16 protein-coding genes are annotated in these 17,574 nt (G+C 50.6%); 7 read left to right on the forward strand and 9 right to left on the reverse strand.

The features are described 5' to 3' along the window. Positions 1–2,407, forward strand: a 2,407-nt coding sequence (locus EA408_05430) for a hypothetical protein (protein ID TVR73073.1), incomplete at its 5' end; no start/stop codon positions are given. A gap of 167 nt (positions 2,408–2,574) precedes the next feature. On the opposite strand, the gene lpdA is transcribed toward EA408_05430, so the two are convergent. The 4 genes from lpdA to EA408_05450 form a co-directional block, all read right to left on the reverse strand. Continuing rightward, the gene (gene lpdA, locus EA408_05435) at positions 2,575–3,966 is read right to left on the reverse strand and encodes a dihydrolipoyl dehydrogenase (protein ID TVR73074.1); all 1,392 of its coding nucleotides are present in this window, start codon (positions 3,964–3,966) and stop codon (positions 2,575–2,577) included. Positions 3,967–3,989: 23 nt separating this feature from the next. Continuing rightward, positions 3,990–4,853, reverse strand: a complete 864-nt coding sequence (locus EA408_05440; protein ID TVR73075.1) for a metal ABC transporter permease — start codon at positions 4,851–4,853, stop codon at positions 3,990–3,992. Positions 4,854–4,855: 2 nt separating this feature from the next. Continuing rightward, positions 4,856–5,611, reverse strand: coding sequence for an ATP-binding cassette domain-containing protein (locus EA408_05445; protein TVR73076.1), 756 nt, complete (start codon positions 5,609–5,611; stop codon positions 4,856–4,858). Between the two features lie 131 nt (positions 5,612–5,742). Then, positions 5,743–6,618: a zinc ABC transporter substrate-binding protein gene (locus tag EA408_05450; GenBank protein TVR73077.1), complete on the reverse strand. Its 876-nt coding sequence runs from the start codon at positions 6,616–6,618 to the stop codon at positions 5,743–5,745. 353 nt (positions 6,619–6,971) lie between these two features. On the opposite strand from EA408_05450, the gene miaA reads away from it, so the two are divergent. Continuing rightward, positions 6,972–7,916: a tRNA (adenosine(37)-N6)-dimethylallyltransferase MiaA gene (miaA, locus tag EA408_05455; GenBank protein ID TVR73078.1), complete on the forward strand. Its 945-nt coding sequence runs from the start codon at positions 6,972–6,974 to the stop codon at positions 7,914–7,916. Positions 7,917–8,010: 94 nt separating this feature from the next. Here the strand turns inward: miaA and EA408_05460 are convergent, their stop codons facing one another. Genes EA408_05460 through EA408_05475 form a run of 4 tightly spaced genes read right to left on the reverse strand, consistent with a single transcriptional unit; the run spans position 8,011 to position 12,023 of the window. Further along, positions 8,011–8,361 carry a hypothetical protein gene (locus EA408_05460; protein ID TVR73079.1) on the reverse strand — a complete coding sequence of 117 codons (351 nt, stop codon included), beginning with the start codon at positions 8,359–8,361 and terminating at the stop codon, positions 8,011–8,013. Between the two features lie 38 nt (positions 8,362–8,399). Further along, positions 8,400–10,490: a S9 family peptidase gene (locus EA408_05465; GenBank protein TVR73080.1), complete on the reverse strand. Its 2,091-nt coding sequence runs from the start codon at positions 10,488–10,490 to the stop codon at positions 8,400–8,402. Positions 10,491–10,501: 11 nt separating this feature from the next. Beyond that, positions 10,502–11,545, reverse strand: a complete 1,044-nt coding sequence (recA, locus tag EA408_05470) for a recombinase RecA (protein TVR73081.1) — start codon at positions 11,543–11,545, stop codon at positions 10,502–10,504. A gap of 13 nt (positions 11,546–11,558) precedes the next feature. Further along, complete coding sequence (locus tag EA408_05475; GenBank protein TVR73103.1) at positions 11,559–12,023, reverse strand: thioredoxin-dependent thiol peroxidase; 465 nt, start codon at positions 12,021–12,023, stop codon at positions 11,559–11,561. 338 nt (positions 12,024–12,361) lie between these two features. On the opposite strand from EA408_05475, the gene EA408_05480 reads away from it, so the two are divergent. From EA408_05480 to EA408_05495, 4 genes are all read left to right on the forward strand, one after another. After that, entirely contained in the window at positions 12,362–14,326 is a 1,965-nt protein-coding gene (locus EA408_05480; protein ID TVR73082.1) for an SPOR domain-containing protein, read from the forward strand. A 106-nt stretch (positions 14,327–14,432) separates the two neighbouring features. Next, entirely contained in the window at positions 14,433–14,645 is a 213-nt protein-coding gene (locus EA408_05485) for an ATP-dependent Clp protease adaptor ClpS (GenBank protein TVR73104.1), read from the forward strand. An 11-nt stretch (positions 14,646–14,656) separates the two neighbouring features. After that, entirely contained in the window at positions 14,657–15,127 is a 471-nt protein-coding gene (locus tag EA408_05490) for a hypothetical protein (protein ID TVR73083.1), read from the forward strand. 5 nt (positions 15,128–15,132) lie between these two features. Next, positions 15,133–16,116: a UPF0365 family protein gene (locus EA408_05495; protein ID TVR73084.1), complete on the forward strand. Its 984-nt coding sequence runs from the start codon at positions 15,133–15,135 to the stop codon at positions 16,114–16,116. Positions 16,117–16,209: 93 nt separating this feature from the next. Here the strand turns inward: EA408_05495 and EA408_05500 are convergent, their stop codons facing one another. Then, positions 16,210–16,635, reverse strand: a complete 426-nt coding sequence (locus tag EA408_05500) for a rhodanese-like domain-containing protein (protein TVR73085.1) — start codon at positions 16,633–16,635, stop codon at positions 16,210–16,212. A gap of 269 nt (positions 16,636–16,904) precedes the next feature. Between EA408_05500 and EA408_05505 the strand changes: the two genes are divergently transcribed. After that, on the forward strand, positions 16,905–17,516 hold the full coding sequence (locus EA408_05505; GenBank protein ID TVR73105.1) for a SagB/ThcOx family dehydrogenase: 612 nt from the start codon (positions 16,905–16,907) through the stop codon (positions 17,514–17,516). The last annotated feature ends 58 nt before the right edge of the window (positions 17,517–17,574 follow it).

The raw sequence follows: 17,574 nt of genomic DNA on the forward strand, positions 1-17,574 counted from the left end.
AATACAGATGAATCGAATTAGTGCTTTCGCGGCAGTTCTTATGGCATTGTCCACTATAGCCGCCTTATCAGCAGGAAATCCAACCAGTGATGATCCCGGGGCCAGGCTGGCCGGTTTTACAAGGTATACAGCTTCCCATAAACTTCATATGCATTTTAACAAGACCGGCTACAGGGCGGGTGAAACCATGTGGTTCAAAGCATACCTTGTCAATGCAGTCACCCACATGCCCCTGGAGGAGAATGCCAATGTATACGTTGACCTGATAGGATCAAACGGGGTACTGATGGAAAGGCGGGTAGTGCTTTCTGAAAATGGTTCTGCCGAGGGAGATATCAGCCTTCCGGCCACCCTTCCTGATGGTAATTATGTGCTGCGTGCCTATACGGACTGGATGAAGAATTTCGGCGAGGAGTTTTACTTCACCCGGTATTTTTATATCAGCAACCCGGGGTACGAAAATATGATACCCCGTTCTGATATGCGGTCCAACAGGAGATTTAACAGGAGGCTTTCACAGCTCGAAAGCGATTATACTATAGCTTTTTTCCCAGAGGGTGGTCAGCTTGCCGGCGGTGTTGCCAACAGGGTTGCCTTTAAGGCGGCAAATGCCCTGGGCGGAGGTATTGATGCTAAGGGAGTTGTTCTTGACGATCAGGGGAATGAGATACTTTCGTTTGTAACTTTGCATGATGGTATGGGGAGCTTTGAGCTGGAGCCGGAACCCGGAAGAAACTATCAGGCACAGGTTGTTTTTGAGGACGGGGGCCGTCCGCATATTTTTGATCTCCCTGCTGTAAGGCATGGAGGAGTTGCAATGAGGGTCGAGACCAATGACAAACAGGTCAGGGTAACGGTTAGATCAGCCGCCAGCCACTCTGACCGGGAATATTCCGGCAGTTATTATCTCCTTGCCCACACCCGCGGCAGGGTAATTCATTCAGAGCAGGTGAGACTTGATGGAGGGGAAGCGGCCGTTACAATATCGCAGGGGATGTTTCCGGCAGGCATCACTCATATTACATTATTCGATGCCAACAATCGTCCTGTTGCAGAGCGGCTTGCTTTTGTTAACAGGGATGAGAGTTTATTGATTAACCTCCGTGTATTCAAGGTTGACCATGAGGGCCAGGAATTCCTGGCACTCCGTGCCGAGGTGACCGATGACATGGGGCAGGGGGTTGACGGCCACTTTTCAATGTCGGTTCTGGGCGGCGGGTTTACACCTCCCGGATCGACTGGCAATATCCTGTCAAACTATCTGCTGACTTCCGATCTGCAGGGTGTCATAACCAATCCGCAGGATTATCTTGATCCGGAAAAGGAACTTGACAAAGAGCTGGACCTGCTCCTGATGACCCATGGATGGAGAAGATTTGAATGGCATGAGGTGCTGACCGGTCCGTTGCCGGAACTCCCCCATTATCCTGCGTCCAGTCTCTCGATATCGGGCAGGATTACTGATCCGGCCAGGAATGAACCTGTTAACAACCATTTCGTTGAACTGAAAGTGCTTAGCGGACATGATGAGACCTACAGCACCCGGACCGACGGGAGGGGGCATTTTGTTTTTGAGGGACTGGAATACCCTGATGTATTCCGGGTAGAGATAGGAAGTCCGAGGCTGGCAGGTGACTATCCCCCTGAGATCGAACTACACAGGACCCCGGTAAGGGGGTATGATTACACACCCAATATATACACCGCCGAGGAGCAGATTACACGCACAGGCAGGAACTGGCAGCGTGTGGCCGATGCAGGGCGCTCACCGTATGCTGAAACCATCGAACGGCGCCGGTCACCACAGCGTTACGGCATACCTGACCAGACAATTTATATCGACAGGGAAACTGTCACCCAGAGGACAGTGTTCGATCTGCTTGTTGAAAGGGCACAGGGACTGCAGGTATACGGAAACCAACTTATGTTCAGGGGCCCCACCAGCATTAACCTGAGCTCAGAGCCCATGTTTATGCTTGACGGGGTCCAGACAGGCAGGGACGTGGTCCTTGGTTACAGTCCCCGCGAGATAGACCGCATTGAGATCTTCAGGGGATCCAGTGCCGCAACATTCGGGGTCAGGGGCGCAGCAGGGGTTATCGTTGCCTACACCAGGCAGGCCGGTGACAAGGGTTTTCAGGACACCCGGGAATTTGTGATAAACGGATACCACTCGCCAAGGGAGTTCTATTCTGACTTCCTGGCTGCTCCTTCGGCAGGGAGCCTGAATGATCAAACAGCAACCACCCTTTACTGGGAGACAGACCTTCTTGCAGGAGATGAGGAAGACGACAATCTTGTCCTGCTACCCTTGGCCGAAGGTCTCAACAGGATGAAGATAGTAATCGAGGGAATAGGAAGGTATGGCGGCCTGGGTACAGGCGAATTTACCATTGAGCTGCAATAATAATGCCCTGTTGATCCAGTATAAAGGAAAAGGGGCTGTCTAAAAGGGCAGCCTCTTTTGTATGTAGATAATCAGGGGTATAGCTATAATGTCCCGGCGATAACGCCCCGGGCCCTCTTGGTATGCCATTTTCACAACTGAATATTATTTTTGGTCTTGCAGAGCTGTTAAAGATGTATAACCTCGTCCCAGGCTGCGGCTGCGGCTTCCATTACCGCCTCCGACATGGTCGGGTGGGGGTGTACCGATTTAATGATCTCGTGTCCCGTGGTCTCAAGCTTTCGTGCAACAACAATCTCTGCGATCATCTCGGTAACATTAGCGCCTATCATGTGCGCACCGAGAAGCTCACCGTATTTTGCATCAAAAACCAGCTTCACAAAGCCCTCCTTCTCGCCGGCTGCACTTGCCTTACCCGAAGCGGTGAACGGGAATTTGCCCACCCTTATATCAACCCCCTTTTCCCTGGCTGATTTTTCGGTCATACCTACGGAGGCCACTTCGGGTCCCGTATAAACGCATGAGGGAATATTGTCATAGTTAAGGGGCTCCGGTTCAAGTCCCCTGATCTTCTCAACGCAGATGATACCTTCAGCCGATGCAACGTGAGCGAGCGCCGGTCCGCCAACAATGTCACCAATGGCATATACGCCATCCATGCTGGTCTGGTAAAACTCATCAACCTTCACCCTTTCACCATCCATTTCAACCTTGTTTTCCTCCAGTCCGATCCCCGAAGTATTGGGGGTGATGCCGACAGCAGAGAGAATTATTTCTGCCTCTATTTTCTCCTCCCCCTTTTTCGTTTTGACCCTGGCAGTGCAGACATTGCCTTTGACCTCTGCACCCTCGATTGAAGAACTGGTCATTACTTTCATACCCATCTTTTTGAATGACCTGCCAAGCTGTGCAGATACCTCCTCATCTTCCAGGGGTACTATTGAGTCCATGTACTCGACAAGGGTCACACGGGTTCCCATAGAAGCATATAACCAGGCAAACTCGCTTCCTATTGCGCCTGAGCCGGCAACTATCATCGATTTGGGAAGTTTATCCAGTGTCATGGCTTCCCTGTAGCCGATGATTTTCTTCCCATCCTGCTTCAGGGATGGCAATTCACGCGAGCGTGCACCGGTTGCCAGTAATATGTGTTTTGCGGTGATTGTGGAGGAGGACTTCCCTTCTGTTTTTACTTCGACCGTGTTTTTCCCTGCCAGCCTGGCATAGCCGCTGATTACCTCTATCTTGTTCTTTTTCATAAGATACTGAACACCCTTGCTCATCCCTTCGGCAACCTTCCTGCTCCTTTCAATGACCGCAGGAAAATCAGGCTTGGCTTCGCCCCCTGTTTTTATGCCATAGTCAGAAGCATGTTTAAGGTAATTGAGTACCTGCGCGCTTTTAAGCAGCGATTTGGTTGGTATGCAGCCCCAGTTCAGGCACACCCCTCCCAGTTCTTCCTTTTCAACAACGGCCACTTTCATTTTCAGCTGGCTGGCCCTTATGGCGGCCACATAACCGCCGGGTCCGCTTCCTATTACTATAAGGTCATACTCCATGGTTCTGTGTATTTTATTAACAATCAGTTTGTTTCTGCCGGTTTGTTCCGGTATGATGTTTTCACCTTCAGTGATGTTAAAATGATGCTGAACAACTTGGTAATTATGAAGGCGAATATCAGCGACATTATAACCGAGGCCCCGGATGGGATGTTGTAACTGTAAGATATCATCAGTCCGGTAAATGTACCCATAAATGCAATAAGGACTGAGGCAACCATAATTTTGCTGAATTTTCTGGTAAACAGGTTCGCTATTGTTTGTGGTATGGTAAGCAGGGAGATGACCAGGATGATTCCCGCCACCTTTATACTCAGTACGATTGTGGCTGCCACAAGGCTTATGAGCAGGTAGTTGACAAGCTGTACCGGGGCCCTGTGGGTCCTGGCATATTCCTGGTCGAACGATATGAACAGTATAACCTTGTAAAAAACAATGAAGAAGATTGACACCGTCAAAGTAAGAGCCAGCATCATCCAGATGTCGGCAGGCGATACGGTAAGGAGACTCCCGAAGAGGTATCCCATAAGGTTTGGAGCATAGCCGGGTGCCAGGAAAATAAAAATAATACCCAATGCCATTCCGAACGACCAGAATATACCGATTAGCGAGTCTTCCCTCACATCTGCCTTTTTAGAAAGAAACTCAATACCCAGGGCAGAAAGCACGGCAAAGACCGTTGCCGCCAGAACCGGATTAAACCCGAAAAAGTAACCAATGCCTATTCCGCCGAAGGAGGCATGGGTAATTCCCCCGCTTATAAAGACCAGCCGTCTTGATACTATATAGGTGCCGATTATGCCGCAGTTGATGCTGGTAAGAACTGATGCCAGAAGGGCATTTGTAAAGAACCGGTATTGAAGAAGTTCGAAAAATGATTCGGCCATTCTCAGTGATTGTGGGTTTTAAGAACGGTATGCGGCACATCACCGTGCGTAATGATCTGGATCGGGCAGTTGTAGGCTGCAAGCTGCTCCTGCGTTATGGTGCTGTGAGGATGATAATGCAGATCGCGGTTAACGCATGCTATGGTCTTCACATACCATGTTATGGTACCCACATCATGCGAAACCACGATGATCGCCATATCATCGTTAAGTTCCTTTAGTATCTCATAGAAATCTGTTTCAAATTTAGTGTCGACAAAGGTACTGGGCTCATCAAGCATCAGGAGCCTTGGCGAAGAGATGATTGCCCGGCACAGGTATACGCGCTGAAGCTGTCCTCCCGAAAGTTCGCCTACCGTTTTGTCCCTCAGATTGTGAATACCCATTTTTTCAAGAGTCTCAAGGGCAAGTTTTTTCTGCTTCCCTGAATAGCGCCCCAGTATTCCCTCCTTGCTCATCAGTCCGCTCAGTACAACGTCGGTTACCGAAATGGGGAAACGGGTATCGATCAGGTTGATCTGGGGCAGGTACCCGATAATATTGCCATGGCTGCTTTCCCGTCCGTTAAAGAATGTGACGCTCCCCTTGTACGGACGTATTAATCCCAGTACCACCTTCAGCAGGGTCGTCTTGCCGCCACCGTTGGGACCAATAATACCTATAAAATCGTGATCATTGACCACGAGATTCACTTCCCTGAGAATCACTTCACCGGTATACCCGGCCGAAACGTTTTTAAGCTCAACTATCTTACCCATCAGACAAATTTGCTGCTCTTTTTTTCTCAGCTGTCCTTTCCATCAGACAAACCGGCTGCTCTTCATGGATCAACTGTCCATCAGACAAACCGGCTGCTCTTCATGGATCAACTACCTATCAGACAAACCGGCTACTCTTTCAGTACTTCGTATATCTTGTCAGCCATCTCCCTCATGTTGGCTGACCAGTTCGCCGACAGCGGCTTCAGCTCGATAACATCACCCCCCAGCTCACGGGCCACGGCCCTTGCATTTTCACGCTCAAACTCCATCTGGATGAACACATCGCTTATGCCCTCCTGCCTGGCAATATCAACGACCTTTCTCATGTTGGCCACCGTCGGGTTTTTCCCCTCCTCTTCGATTGATATCTGTGTAAGATCGTAATCCCTTGCGAAATATCCAAGCGCAGGGTGAAAAACAATGAATGTGCGCCTGCTCAGGCCGTTTAACTTTCCGGTCAGTTCGGCATGCAGCCGGTCCAGCTCAAGGGCAAAGTTGTTGTAGTTCTCATTATAAAGGGGGGCGTTATCCGGATCTGCCTCAACAAGCGCGTCAAGCATGTTGCCGGCCTGGATTTTGACCCCCGGTGCAGTAAGCCATATATGCGGATCAACCCCGTAGAGGTGCACATGGTCTCCATGGTCAACTATATCGGCTGCGATCAGATCCATGCCGTAGGCCGTATTGACTACCAGGGGACCGTTACCGGCCGTTCCCAGATTTCTGAGTACCGTTCTTTCAAACTCAATGTAGCCTATCCGGAAATATACCAGTGAATTTGCCACCTCCTGCATCTGCCTGGGTGTAGGCTCGTAGGTTTCGGGTTCGGCGCCGGGCGGCACAAGTATGTTTATATCGAACCTGTCTCCTGCAATCCTTTCAACAAAATACTTCTGCGGCACTATGCTGACGGTGATAACCGGCTTGTCCCGTTCCTGCATGCCTCCCCCGCAAGCCGCAAGCAGAAGGATAAGCAGCAGGGGCAAAATCTTGATACGTATCATGAATTTTTTAGTTTATTCCCAGGCTTTTATGTGAGCATTTGTGGCACAGTTTGTCTGTCAGGTCGGCCTGGCGGTTACTATTTAGAATACTTTCAAATAACAAAATTATTCGTTTTTTTTGACAATACCGATAAAATAACACAATTTAGTTGATCATTGTTTAACGGCCGGCATAAAAGTCCGGCGGCTGCCGGTGCAGGGATTAATTACTGCCCCGCAATTAAGGTGCAGGGGAAGATTGCCGCCAGGCACATACGGCGCAGTGAAAATTAACGCACGGCACCTCCGGTACAAGGGGAAATTACTGCCCCGCACTTAAGGTGCAGGGAAGTTTAAAAACTGATTGAAGCAATATGGTCCGTACACTAAAAGATGATGAGCCGCTACTGATAACCGTACTTGGCCCCACCGCCTCGGGCAAGACTGCTTTTGCCGCCTGCCTGGCCCATGCTCTTGACGGCGAGATAATAAGCGCCGATTCCCGGCAGGTTTACAGGGGCATGGATATAGGCACCGGCAAGGACTATTCAGACTATACAGTCAATGGAGAGGCCGTTCCCGTCCATCTCATAGATATTGTCGATGCCGGCTACAAATACAGCGTTTACGAGTACCAGCGCGACTTTGTGAAGGCATGGGATGACATCATCTCCCGGGGCCGGCAGCCGTTGCTGTGCGGCGGGTCGGGCATGTACCTCGAGGCGGTGCTGGGCGCCTACGAGCTGATCAACGTGCCCCATGACCAGTCCCTCAGGAAAGAGCTTGAAAGCAAGAGCGATGCCGGACTCAGGGAGATGCTTGCTGCCAGGGTGAAGCTGCATAACGTATCAGACACCTCATCGCGCAAAAGGCTCATACGCGCCCTTGAGATAGCCCTTTACAGGGAGAAGGAGGGTGGTGCCGGGTTTGTCTTCCCCCGGTTCGAACCGGTTATCCTCGGCATCGCTGCAGAGCGCGACGAGCGCAGGCGGCGCATTACAGCCAGGCTTGATGCCCGGCTTAACGAGGGGCTTGTTGAAGAGGTCAGGCGGCTGCTTGATGGCGGACTTTCGCCTGATGACCTGATGTTTTACGGACTGGAATACAAGTATGTCACCATGTATGTTAAAGGAGATATCCCTTTCGGGGAAATGAGGGACCTGCTAAACACAGCCATTCATCAGTTTGCCAAGCGGCAGATGACCTGGTTCAGGAAGATGGAACGCAACGGATACAAGATACACTGGATCGATGCCATGATGCCCATGCAGGAGAAGCTGGAGCTTGCCGGCGAAATCATCAAACGCTGCCGGAAATAAGCCAGTCCGCGCACCGGCACCCACCCCTTGGCAGCAACCCGCCGGCGGACTGCAGGATCATCGGCAGCTACAGGAAATAAGCCGGCAAGTCAGATCAGAACAGCCAGTCGGTATGCGACAGCAGGAACCAGATGAAATAGATCATGAACAGGTTCAGCGCTGAAAAGAAATAGTTGTAGAACACCCTCTGGTGCCTGACCGATCTGCGGGCCATCATCCCCAGATTGGGAAGGAACAGCAGTATCATTGAAATGATGAAAAAGGTATCCCTGAACCGCCTGTCAAGGTCCAGGTCGCCATAAAATACGAAGCAGTAAATGGCGGTCAGGAACACCGCCAGGTACAGCAGGTATGAAAACTTCAGCAGAAGGGTTGAATACTTTCTCCTGTAGTTGATCATCAGCGGCTTGATGGTGATTATCGCAATTACATACGTAACCAGCATTGCCGTGACAAACAATATATGCGTGAACAAGCTCAAATTCAATCCTTCAGCCACCTGTCAAGCCAGGCGAAAAACTCCCTCTGCCACAGTATCCCGTTCTGCGGCTGGAGCACCCAGTGCCCCTCATTCGGGAAGTGCAGGTACCTGGCCGGTATTCCTCTCAGCCTGGCTATATTGAAAGCCTGCATCCCTTCGGTATAGGGCACCCTGTAGTCCAGCTCCCCGGTTATGATCAGTATAGGCGTGTCCCAGTTCTCAACGAACAGGTGAGGTGAGAAGCGGTCATAGCTTACAGGCCTTGGCCTTCTCCAGAACGGTCCGCCCAGGTCGTGATTGACAAAGAATGTCTCCTCTGTTGCCGCGTACATGCTTTCGAGGTTGAACACGCCGTTGTGCGAGATGAATGCCCTGAAGCGGCCCTGGTGCGTTCCGGCAAGCTGGAAAACCGAGTATCCGCCGAAGCTTGCCCCCACGGCGCCCAGCCGGCTATCATCAATGTAGTGTTCGGCTGCAAGCTTGTCGATGGCAGAGAGGTAGTCATCCATAGCCTGTCCTCCCCAGTCGCCGCTTATCTGCCTGTTCCAATCCTGCCCGAAGGTAGGTAGCCCCCGCCTGTTGGGTGCCACAATCACGTAGCCATGGGCAGCCATGAGCTGGAAGTTCCAGCGGTATGAGAAGAACTGGCTCACTGCACTCTGCGGCCCCCCCTGGCAGTATAGCAGGGCGGGATATTCCTTCGACGAGTCGAAGTCTGGCGGATATATCACCCACACCAGCATATCCTTTCCGTCGGTGGTTTTCACCCATCTTTTGGTTACCGTCCCCATTTCAATGTTGTCGTAAATATGCCGGTTGGTGAAGGTGAGCTGATTCTCGTTCCCGGTAACGGGATCAATCCTGAAAAGCTCGCTGGCCATCGACATTGACATCTTGTCGGCAACCAGCACGTTGCTGCTGACATCGATGGAGTTGATATTGTGAGTTCCGCTGGTTACCTGCCTTACCTCCCGGTTCTGCACGTTAATGCTAAAAACCTGGTAGGTGGCGTTTATGCCGCTTATGAAATAGATGTGCCTGCTGTCGCTGCTCCATACAAATCCCGATGCATTCTCCTCAAAATCTCTTGTCAGGTAGGTTTTAACCCCTGTTGAGAGGTTATAGAGAAAGAGTCGCGCCTTATCCGACTCGTAACCCGGGGTCTCCATGCTCTGCCATGCCAGGTAACGGCCGTCGGGTGAGAAGACAGGGTACTTGTCATATCCCCTGTTCTCCCTTGTTATGTTCGTTGTCTCCCCGGTGTCGAGCGAATAGAGGTAAATATCAGAGTCGGTACTCTGTGCATATTCGGTCCGCCCCATTTTCTTGCTGGTATAGGCGATCATTTTTCCGTCGCTGCTCCATGCAATCTCAGACTGTCGGTAGAAAGGTCCCAGCGGAGAGTCGTATTTTTCGCCCTCCATTATATCGGTGGCTTCCCCCAGCGAGCCATCCGTGTACGGTGCAATAAAGATGTGGCTGTAGGAGTAGTTGTGCCAGGCAGACCAGTGCTTGTACATCAGCTCGTCTTCGATCCGCACATCGATCAGCGGCAGGTCGGGGTACATCTCCTGCGGGGTCTCATCGAGTTTTACCTGCCTGGTATAATAGATGTGGTCACCTGCCGGCGAATAATTAAAACCTGTTATTCCGCCGTCTATATCCGACACCATTCTCCTGCCTGATCCGTCGGGGGTTACCTCCCATAACTGCACCGACCCGCTTTCTGCGCTGAGGTAACCAATTCTTTCTCCGTCAGGCCGCCACCTGGCACTGAAGTTCCTTCCCTGGAAATCAGTAAGAACACTGACCTCGCTTGTGGCAAGATCAACAACGCAGATGTCTGTCTTGCTCATGTTGGTGTTGTGGTCAAATCTCGACACACTGTAAACGGCCCTGCTGCCGTCCGGCGAAAGCCTTGGGTCGCTCACCCTTCCGAACTTCCATAGTATTTCGGCAGTTAGATGCCCTCCCGCTATCTCTTCAGGGGTGAGACTGCCTGAAAAGTCGGCTTCAGGCTCAGCTGGCGTTCTTTCACATGCAGCAGCCACAATGACTGCGAAGGCCATCAATAGAAAATATTTCCTGTCCATATAAAGGTAGTTTAGGTTTTCCTGGGTTGTTTCACGGCTTCCCTGATCTTCGCATCAAGCTCTTCTGTAAGTTCGGGATTGTCAGCCAGCAGCTGTTTTACCGCATCCCTGCCCTGTCCGAGTTTCGTGTCACCGTAGCTGAACCAGGAACCGCTTTTCTTGATTATCTCATAATCCACGCCAAGGTCAATTATCTCTCCTGTTGCAGATATGCCCTCGCCGTACATGATGTCAAACTCAGCCTTTCTGAAGGGCGGTGCTATCTTGTTCTTCACTATCTTGACCCTGGTGCGGCTGCCAATCACCTCGTCGCCCTCCTTGATCTGGTTAATGCGGCGAATGTCTATCCTGACCGAGGCGTAAAACTTAAGGGCGTTTCCGCCGGTGGTCGTTTCAGGGTTGCCGAACATGACACCTATCTTTTCCCTTAACTGGTTAATGAAAACGCAGCAGGTGCGTGTCTTGCTGATGTTTGCCGTAAGCTTCCTGAGCGCCTGCGACATCAGCCTTGCCTGAAGGCCCATCTTCGAGTCACCCATTTCTCCTTCAATCTCTGATTTTGGGGTGAGGGCTGCAACGGAGTCAATGACAACGATGTCAATCGCCCCGGACCGGATAAGGTGGTCGGCTATCTCAAGAGCCTGCTCACCATTGTCGGGCTGGGAGATCAGCAGGTTCTCAATGTCGACACCCAGCTTCTCGGCATAGAAACGGTCGAATGCGTGCTCGGCATCGATAAAGGCTGCTATGCCACCCGTTTTTTGTGCCTGGGCAATGGCATGGATGGCAAGGGTGGTCTTACCCGACGATTCGGGTCCGTAAATCTCCACTACCCTGCCTCTCGGGAAGCCCCCGACGCCTATTGCCATGTCGAGTGCTATGGAACCCGAAGGTATTGACGGTACATCATCAATTGCCGCGTCTCCCATCTTCATGATGGCTCCCTTGCCATACTCCTTGTCAATCCTGTCGAGCGTAAGCTGCAGAGCTTTCAGCTTTTCCTTGTTCTGGTTCTGTGTCTTGCTCTCTTTTTTCCCGTTCTCAGTTTTTTCCATTTAATTCAAAAGGTTAGTTATATAAAGCCATTATCTGTTCCGCGTGGTTTTTTGTGTCCACCTTGGGTATCACATGCTCGATTATGCCGTCTTCAGATATCACAAAGGTGGTCCTTATCACTCCCTCATATGATTTACCGTACATTTTCTTTTCACCCCAGGCACCGTAAGCTTTCAGCATATTCTTTTCAGTGTCGGCAATAAGATGGAACGGCAGGTTGTGCTTTTCGGCAAAGTTTCTGTGGGATCTCTCGCTGTCGGGACTTACGCCTACCACTACGAACCCTGCATCCAGCAGCCTGTCGTAACCATCCCTCAGGCTGCATGCCTCTGAAGTGCACCCGGGCGTGTTGTCTTTGGGATAGAAATAGAGGATTACTTTTTTTCCCTTAAGGTTTTCAAGACTGACCTCCTGTCCGCCATGGTCCTTTACCGAAAAAGACGGCGCCTTGTCACCGGTTTTGAGTTTAGTTGCCATTGTTTTGATTTTTAATAGTTTATAATTCAGTGAAATACCGGTTATAATCATCCGGCAGGGGTCTTACGTAAAGATAAAAATATTCCGCCGTTAAAACCGGTTTGATATTATATTTTTTATCAACAGCCGTTCAATTAAATTGTTTTCAGGGCTACCGGGTAATACTGCATAAGATATTTGCTTCTGTTTTCCCGGCCGGGTCATAACGTTTTTAGTTGGCACGCTGCTTGTTATGTAAATTCCTTTAATTATTGTAATTTTATAACCTGTTTCGGCATAGTTATAATTTTATATTGAATGCTGTTTGCCAGCAGCTTAGCTATTTTAAATACCGGGAAATGAAGCATAACATTATTATTGCCTCGCTTTTCATGCTTTTGTATGCCGGCAGCTACCCTGTTATTGGGCAGCAGGGAGCCTCAGGCCAACCTGCCAGCGCCATTGAGCAGCAGTATGAGGACTACATAAACGGCGCTCTCCGATACCAGGTGCGTGCCGACTCTCTTTCGCGTTCGGCCAATCAGAAAAGAAGGGAGCTTGCCTTTATCGGCGATGAAGGAAGCAGGAGACAGCTGGAGAGTACTATTTTTTCGCTTGAAAGGGAATCCTCCAGGGTTCAGGGAAGGGCTGACAGCCTCTACACGCAGGCAAGGGCATTAGAGATCAGAATGACAGCTTCAGGCAGTGCCGGTGTGCCAGTCTCTCAGGGCAGCACGGCCCGGCAGAATTCCCCTGTACCTGAAGAAAATCCATCACCTGTCCCCGCTACGCCCCTGCAAGATGAGGGTGACCAGTTACCTGTACCATTTCTTATCCTTGGCAACAAGGATATCAGTCCCTGGCTTACACGAGGCGAGCTTTCCCGGGCTGCAGACCTCGAAGATGAATTTGCCCGGGCTGAGTATCTGAAGTGGAGGGTTTCTGATATGAACGATGAAAAGAACAGGCTGGAGAGGCAGCTTGAAGCAGGTGTATCAAGGAGAGACAGGCGGAGGATTGAGCAGAGGATTGATGAGATAGACGAGGAGGTAATTAATCTCCAGTCCGACGCAATTAAGGTGTTCAGTAAAACGCATTATCTGCGTTATACCGCTGCATTGAGGTTTCTGGAGGAGCTGCGTGAGGAACAGAAGGACCGGGAAATGGTAAGGAGAGGTATGGACCACCAGAAGCTGGCTGAAGAAAGTTTCCGTCAGGCAGGATCTCTCAGGGATATGATGTCTGACCTTCGCAGCGGAAAGTACCGGAATGAATATTTGCTAAAGGCTTACGCAGAAGAGTTAGCAGCCTTTGATGAGCTTGAGAATGCCATGGCCGCCTACACGGCAGTCACCGAAACAGCAGCTGATGGCGTACCACGCAGCACCGACGGGCGCATTGATACTGCAGCCGCACTGTCACGTGCTTCGCGCGGTACTGTGCCGGAAACTCCGGGAACGGCTGTCAGGCGTTCAGTCGATTTCGGTTTTTCGGTACTTCCCGGGACACCATATTCAGAACAGAATCCCATACCTGAGAACCCGGTGTTGCCCGGGGGACTTGCATACAGTGTGCAGCTCGGCATCTTCAATGCAGGAACGGCTCCATCGCTTTTTGGCGGCCTCACGCCACTTTTGGCGGAATATGAAGCAGGTGCGCACACCGCAAGGTACAGTGCGGGATTGTTCAGGACACACAGTGAGGCTGAGCGGGGACTTACAGAGATTAACAGGCAGGGCTTTACAGATGCCTTCATTGTGGCTTACAATAACGGGTCGCGTATACCGGTAATCAGGGCACAGCAGATGGAGCGGTCAGCCGCTGAAGCTGCTGCCAGGGATGCCGCCGCCCGGGAGGCTGCTGCAAAAGAATCTGCTGCGAAAGAGGATACTGCAAGGGAAACTGTCGAAAGAGAGGCTGCTGCCCGGGAGGCCCCTGCCAAAGAGGCTTCTGCACGGGAAACTGCCGCCAAAGAAACTGAATCTATATCCCGGCCCCGGCCGCAGGAACCTCCCACTGAACCCGAAAGGGTTGCCATTGTTACATTCAGATTGCAGATAGGTGTTTTCAGCAGGATGGTTGACAGAGATGTATATGAACGGTGGCAAAGGATGGCCGGCACCAAAAAAGTCGAATATACTGTAAATAACAGGGGACTCTATGTATATACTACCGGAAATTTTAATACTTTTGAGGAGGCTGTTGCCGTGCGCGACAGGTTCAGGCAGGGGGGAGTTCCCGATGCCTTCCTGGTTGCATACAGGGAAGATATTCGTATCAGCATGGAAGAGGCGGGCAGTATACTGAACAAACAGCTCCGGTAACGGTTGCTAAAGAAGTAAACATTAATTCGAAATGGCAGGAGGAGAAGGAACATATACAAGGAACACCCCCGGTGATAAAAGAAAGGGTGGAAAAGTAGCGAGGCGTATGCTGGTATTGCACAATGATGATGTGCATACTTTTAACTATGTAACAGATTGCCTGATCGAAGTGTGCGGTCACGATATGTTGCAGGCCGAGCAATGCACCTGGCTTGTTCATTTCAAGGGCAAATGCGATATACTCAGGGGTGGTTACGCCAAATTGCTTCCATACAGGAGGGCAATGGCCGATAAAGGCCTTAAGGTTACTATTGATTAATATTCTGTAATATGTCACTTACCGGCATTATACTTATTATATTACTCGGCATCGTGCTGCTGTGGGTCGAGTTTCTGGTTGCCCCGGGCATAACCATTGCCGGTATAGGAGGTGTTTTGTGCATAGGGACGGGTATCTACCTTTCATATGAGCTATACGATACCTCAACGGGAAACTACGTTCTGCTCGGATCGGTCCTGTTCATGTTCCTGAGTGTATATTATTCACTCAAATCCCGTACCTGGCGACGAACAATGCTTGAATCGAAACTTGAGGGAAGGGTGAACATTGTAAACGAAGAAACTGTTAAAGCGGGCGATACCGGCATTGCAGCAACCCGCCTTGCCCCAATAGGCAAAGTGATGATCAACAATGAATATTACGATGCAAAATCGGACGACAATATTATCAACTCCAACACCGCTATCACGGTAGTGAAGGTGCTAAGCGACAAACTTATTGTTAAACCAACTAATGAATAGTAATTATGGAAGAAATTGGAATTTACATTTTTATACTGGTAGGGTCACTTGTAGGACTCTGGGTAATACTTTACTTCATCCCGGTGGGGATGTGGTTCTCGGCGCTCCTTTCGGGAGTACGGGTATCACTGATCCAGCTGATATTTATGAGGTGGAGGAAGGTGCCCCCTTCAGTCATCGTGAAGGCGATGATCAACTCAACCAAAGCCGGGCTTACGCTTACGCGCGACCAGCTTGAGGCTCACTACCTGGCAGGAGGTAATGTTATAAACGTGGTCAATGCTCTCATTTCCGCCGATAAGGCGAACATTCCCCTGGACTTCAAATCGGCAACCGCCATCGACCTTGCAGGGAGGGATGTGTTCCATGCCGTGCAGATGTCGGTTAATCCCAAGGTGATTGATACGCCCCCGGTAGCTGCAGTTGCCAAAGACGGTATTCAGCTTATTGCAAAAGCCAGGGTTACCGTTCGTGCCAATATCAAGCAGCTTGTTGGTGGAGCAGGAGAGGAAACTGTTCTTGCCAGGGTAGGCGAGGGTGTTGTATCATCAATTGGTTCGGCTGCATCGCATAAAGCGGTGCTTGAAAATCCGGATTCCATATCCAAGGTTGTACTGTCAAAAGGGCTTGACGCCGGAACGGCATTTGAGATACTCTCTATCGACATTGCCGATATTGACATAGGCAAGAACATTGGTGCAGTGCTGCAGATGGACCAGGCCAATGCCGACAAGAATATTGCCCAGGCCAAGGCCGAGGAGCGACGTGCCATGGCTGTTGCGCTCGAGCAGGAGAACAAGGCTCTTGCCCAGGAGATGCGTGCCAAAGTTATCGAAGCCGAGGCCGAGGTCCCCAAAGCTATGTCAGATGCCTTCAGAGCGGGTAATATGGGAGTTATGGATTACATGAAGCTGAAGAATATAGAGGCTGATACCGGTATGCGCGACTCGATCTCGAAGTCGCCCGACTCCGACAACAAGAAGAAGTAAGCTTGAGACTATACACATTAATAAAAACGGGAAGGTCATCCTTCCCGTTTTTTCGTATGGTGCGGTGATATATGCTGACAGTTAACCTTCCGATCAGTTCCGGCTGCTGAAATTCTTTCTTGGTTTGAGTGTGCAGGTGCACGAGCCGGTAAGGGATTCCTGTCTGTCAAACTTCATGGGAAGCCCGTCCCTTTCCCAGTCGAATATGCCACCGTTAAGTCCCGCAATATTTTTGAATCCCTGGCCGGAGAGTATATCAATGGCCTGCCGGAGCTTGTTGCCCACCGAATCGGCCACAACAAAATATTTGTCAGCGGGCAGTTCTGAGACCCGGTCTTTAAAGCTGTGAAATGGCAGGTATATCACCTCTTCCACCGCAAAAGCCTTGTACCCTGTTTCATAATCCTCCCTGATATCGACAAATACGGCTCCCTTTTCCGATGCCTCAAGTGCTTCGCGGGGAGACAGGAAGAGCATGCCGTTAACTACCATTCCCAGATTTTCAAATGCATTCTGCATAATAATGTGGCTTTTTTTCACGTCTCTTATATAACGCAATATCGGCAGACAGATTTTTTTAAAGGTACAAAACTCATTCAGGAGACCTTATATTTGACAAATTGTTGCCTATTCAGTAATTTGCAAGACAAACATACTCACAAACAATGGTAGCCATGGAAAAATACCTGATCCCACCGAGAGTCTTTCTGCCGGCGCTGATTGTCTGGCTTTTCCTCTCATCAGTATGCACCGTTTTTGATAAACCCGAACCAAATGAAGATGAAGCCATGCAGACAGAAACTGTTAATCTGCCCCCTCCAAATCTGAAGGGGGCATTAAGCCTCGAGGAGACACTGAAAGAAAGGCGTTCAGTGCGCCGTTACCTGGATGAGCCCCTCGAACTGGAATGGGTTTCTCAGATGCTCTGGGCAGCCCAGGGAATAACCCTGGAGTCACAGGGATTCCGTACCGCACCATCTGCCGGAGCCACCTTCCCCCTTGAACTTTATGTTGCAGCCGGCAAGGTAACCGGCCTCGATGCCGGACTTTACAGGTATGTGCCTGACGGACACCGGCTGGAGCAGGTTTCAGGCAGCGATCTGCGCAGCGAGCTTGCAGAAGCCGCACTCGGACAGGGCCAGGTAAGGAATGCCCCGGCCGTGTTCATCATAACGGCTGATTATGAGCGGACGGCAGGCCGTTACGGCGAACGCGCCGTTCGTTACGTACATATGGAGGTTGGGCACGCCGGGCAGAACATATGCCTGCAGGCAATAACTTACGGACTTGGATCAGTTATCGTAGGAGCCTTTAATGACGACCAGGTCAAGTCGGTCCTTGATCTTCCGGCCAACGAAGACCCGCTCTACCTGATCCCGGTGGGGAAGCCATATCACTGATGCCTGGTGCAATTATATCCCGCATCTGAAACCGGATCGCCAGCTGGCCTGAAACAGT

This window comes from Marinilabiliales bacterium (genome assembly GCA_007695015.1).
Classification (GTDB): Bacteria; Bacteroidota; Bacteroidia; order Bacteroidales; family PUMT01; genus PXAP01.

What these genes read in the sequence shown, in the direction of transcription:
- lpdA (TVR73074.1), bottom strand. Translation starts at nt 3,966, where the DNA reads ATGGAGTATGACCTTATAGTAATAGGAAGCGGACCCGGCGGTTATGTG.
- EA408_05440 (TVR73075.1), bottom strand. Translation starts at nt 4,853, where the DNA reads ATGGCCGAATCATTTTTCGAACTTCTTCAATACCGGTTCTTTACAAAT.
- EA408_05445 (TVR73076.1), bottom strand. Translation starts at nt 5,611, where the DNA reads ATGGGTAAGATAGTTGAGCTTAAAAACGTTTCGGCCGGGTATACCGGT.
- EA408_05450 (TVR73077.1), bottom strand. Translation starts at nt 6,618, where the DNA reads ATGATACGTATCAAGATTTTGCCCCTGCTGCTTATCCTTCTGCTTGCG.
- miaA (TVR73078.1), top strand. Translation starts at nt 6,972, where the DNA reads ATGGTCCGTACACTAAAAGATGATGAGCCGCTACTGATAACCGTACTT.
- EA408_05460 (TVR73079.1), bottom strand. Translation starts at nt 8,361, where the DNA reads ATGCTGGTTACGTATGTAATTGCGATAATCACCATCAAGCCGCTGATG.
- EA408_05465 (TVR73080.1), bottom strand. Translation starts at nt 10,490, where the DNA reads ATGGACAGGAAATATTTTCTATTGATGGCCTTCGCAGTCATTGTGGCT.
- recA (TVR73081.1), bottom strand. Translation starts at nt 11,545, where the DNA reads ATGGAAAAAACTGAGAACGGGAAAAAAGAGAGCAAGACACAGAACCAG.
- EA408_05475 (TVR73103.1), bottom strand. Translation starts at nt 12,023, where the DNA reads ATGGCAACTAAACTCAAAACCGGTGACAAGGCGCCGTCTTTTTCGGTA.
- EA408_05480 (TVR73082.1), top strand. Translation starts at nt 12,362, where the DNA reads ATGAAGCATAACATTATTATTGCCTCGCTTTTCATGCTTTTGTATGCC.
- EA408_05485 (TVR73104.1), top strand. Translation starts at nt 14,433, where the DNA reads ATGCTGGTATTGCACAATGATGATGTGCATACTTTTAACTATGTAACA.
- EA408_05490 (TVR73083.1), top strand. Translation starts at nt 14,657, where the DNA reads ATGTCACTTACCGGCATTATACTTATTATATTACTCGGCATCGTGCTG.
- EA408_05495 (TVR73084.1), top strand. Translation starts at nt 15,133, where the DNA reads ATGGAAGAAATTGGAATTTACATTTTTATACTGGTAGGGTCACTTGTA.
- EA408_05500 (TVR73085.1), bottom strand. Translation starts at nt 16,635, where the DNA reads ATGCAGAATGCATTTGAAAATCTGGGAATGGTAGTTAACGGCATGCTC.
- EA408_05505 (TVR73105.1), top strand. Translation starts at nt 16,905, where the DNA reads ATGCAGACAGAAACTGTTAATCTGCCCCCTCCAAATCTGAAGGGGGCA.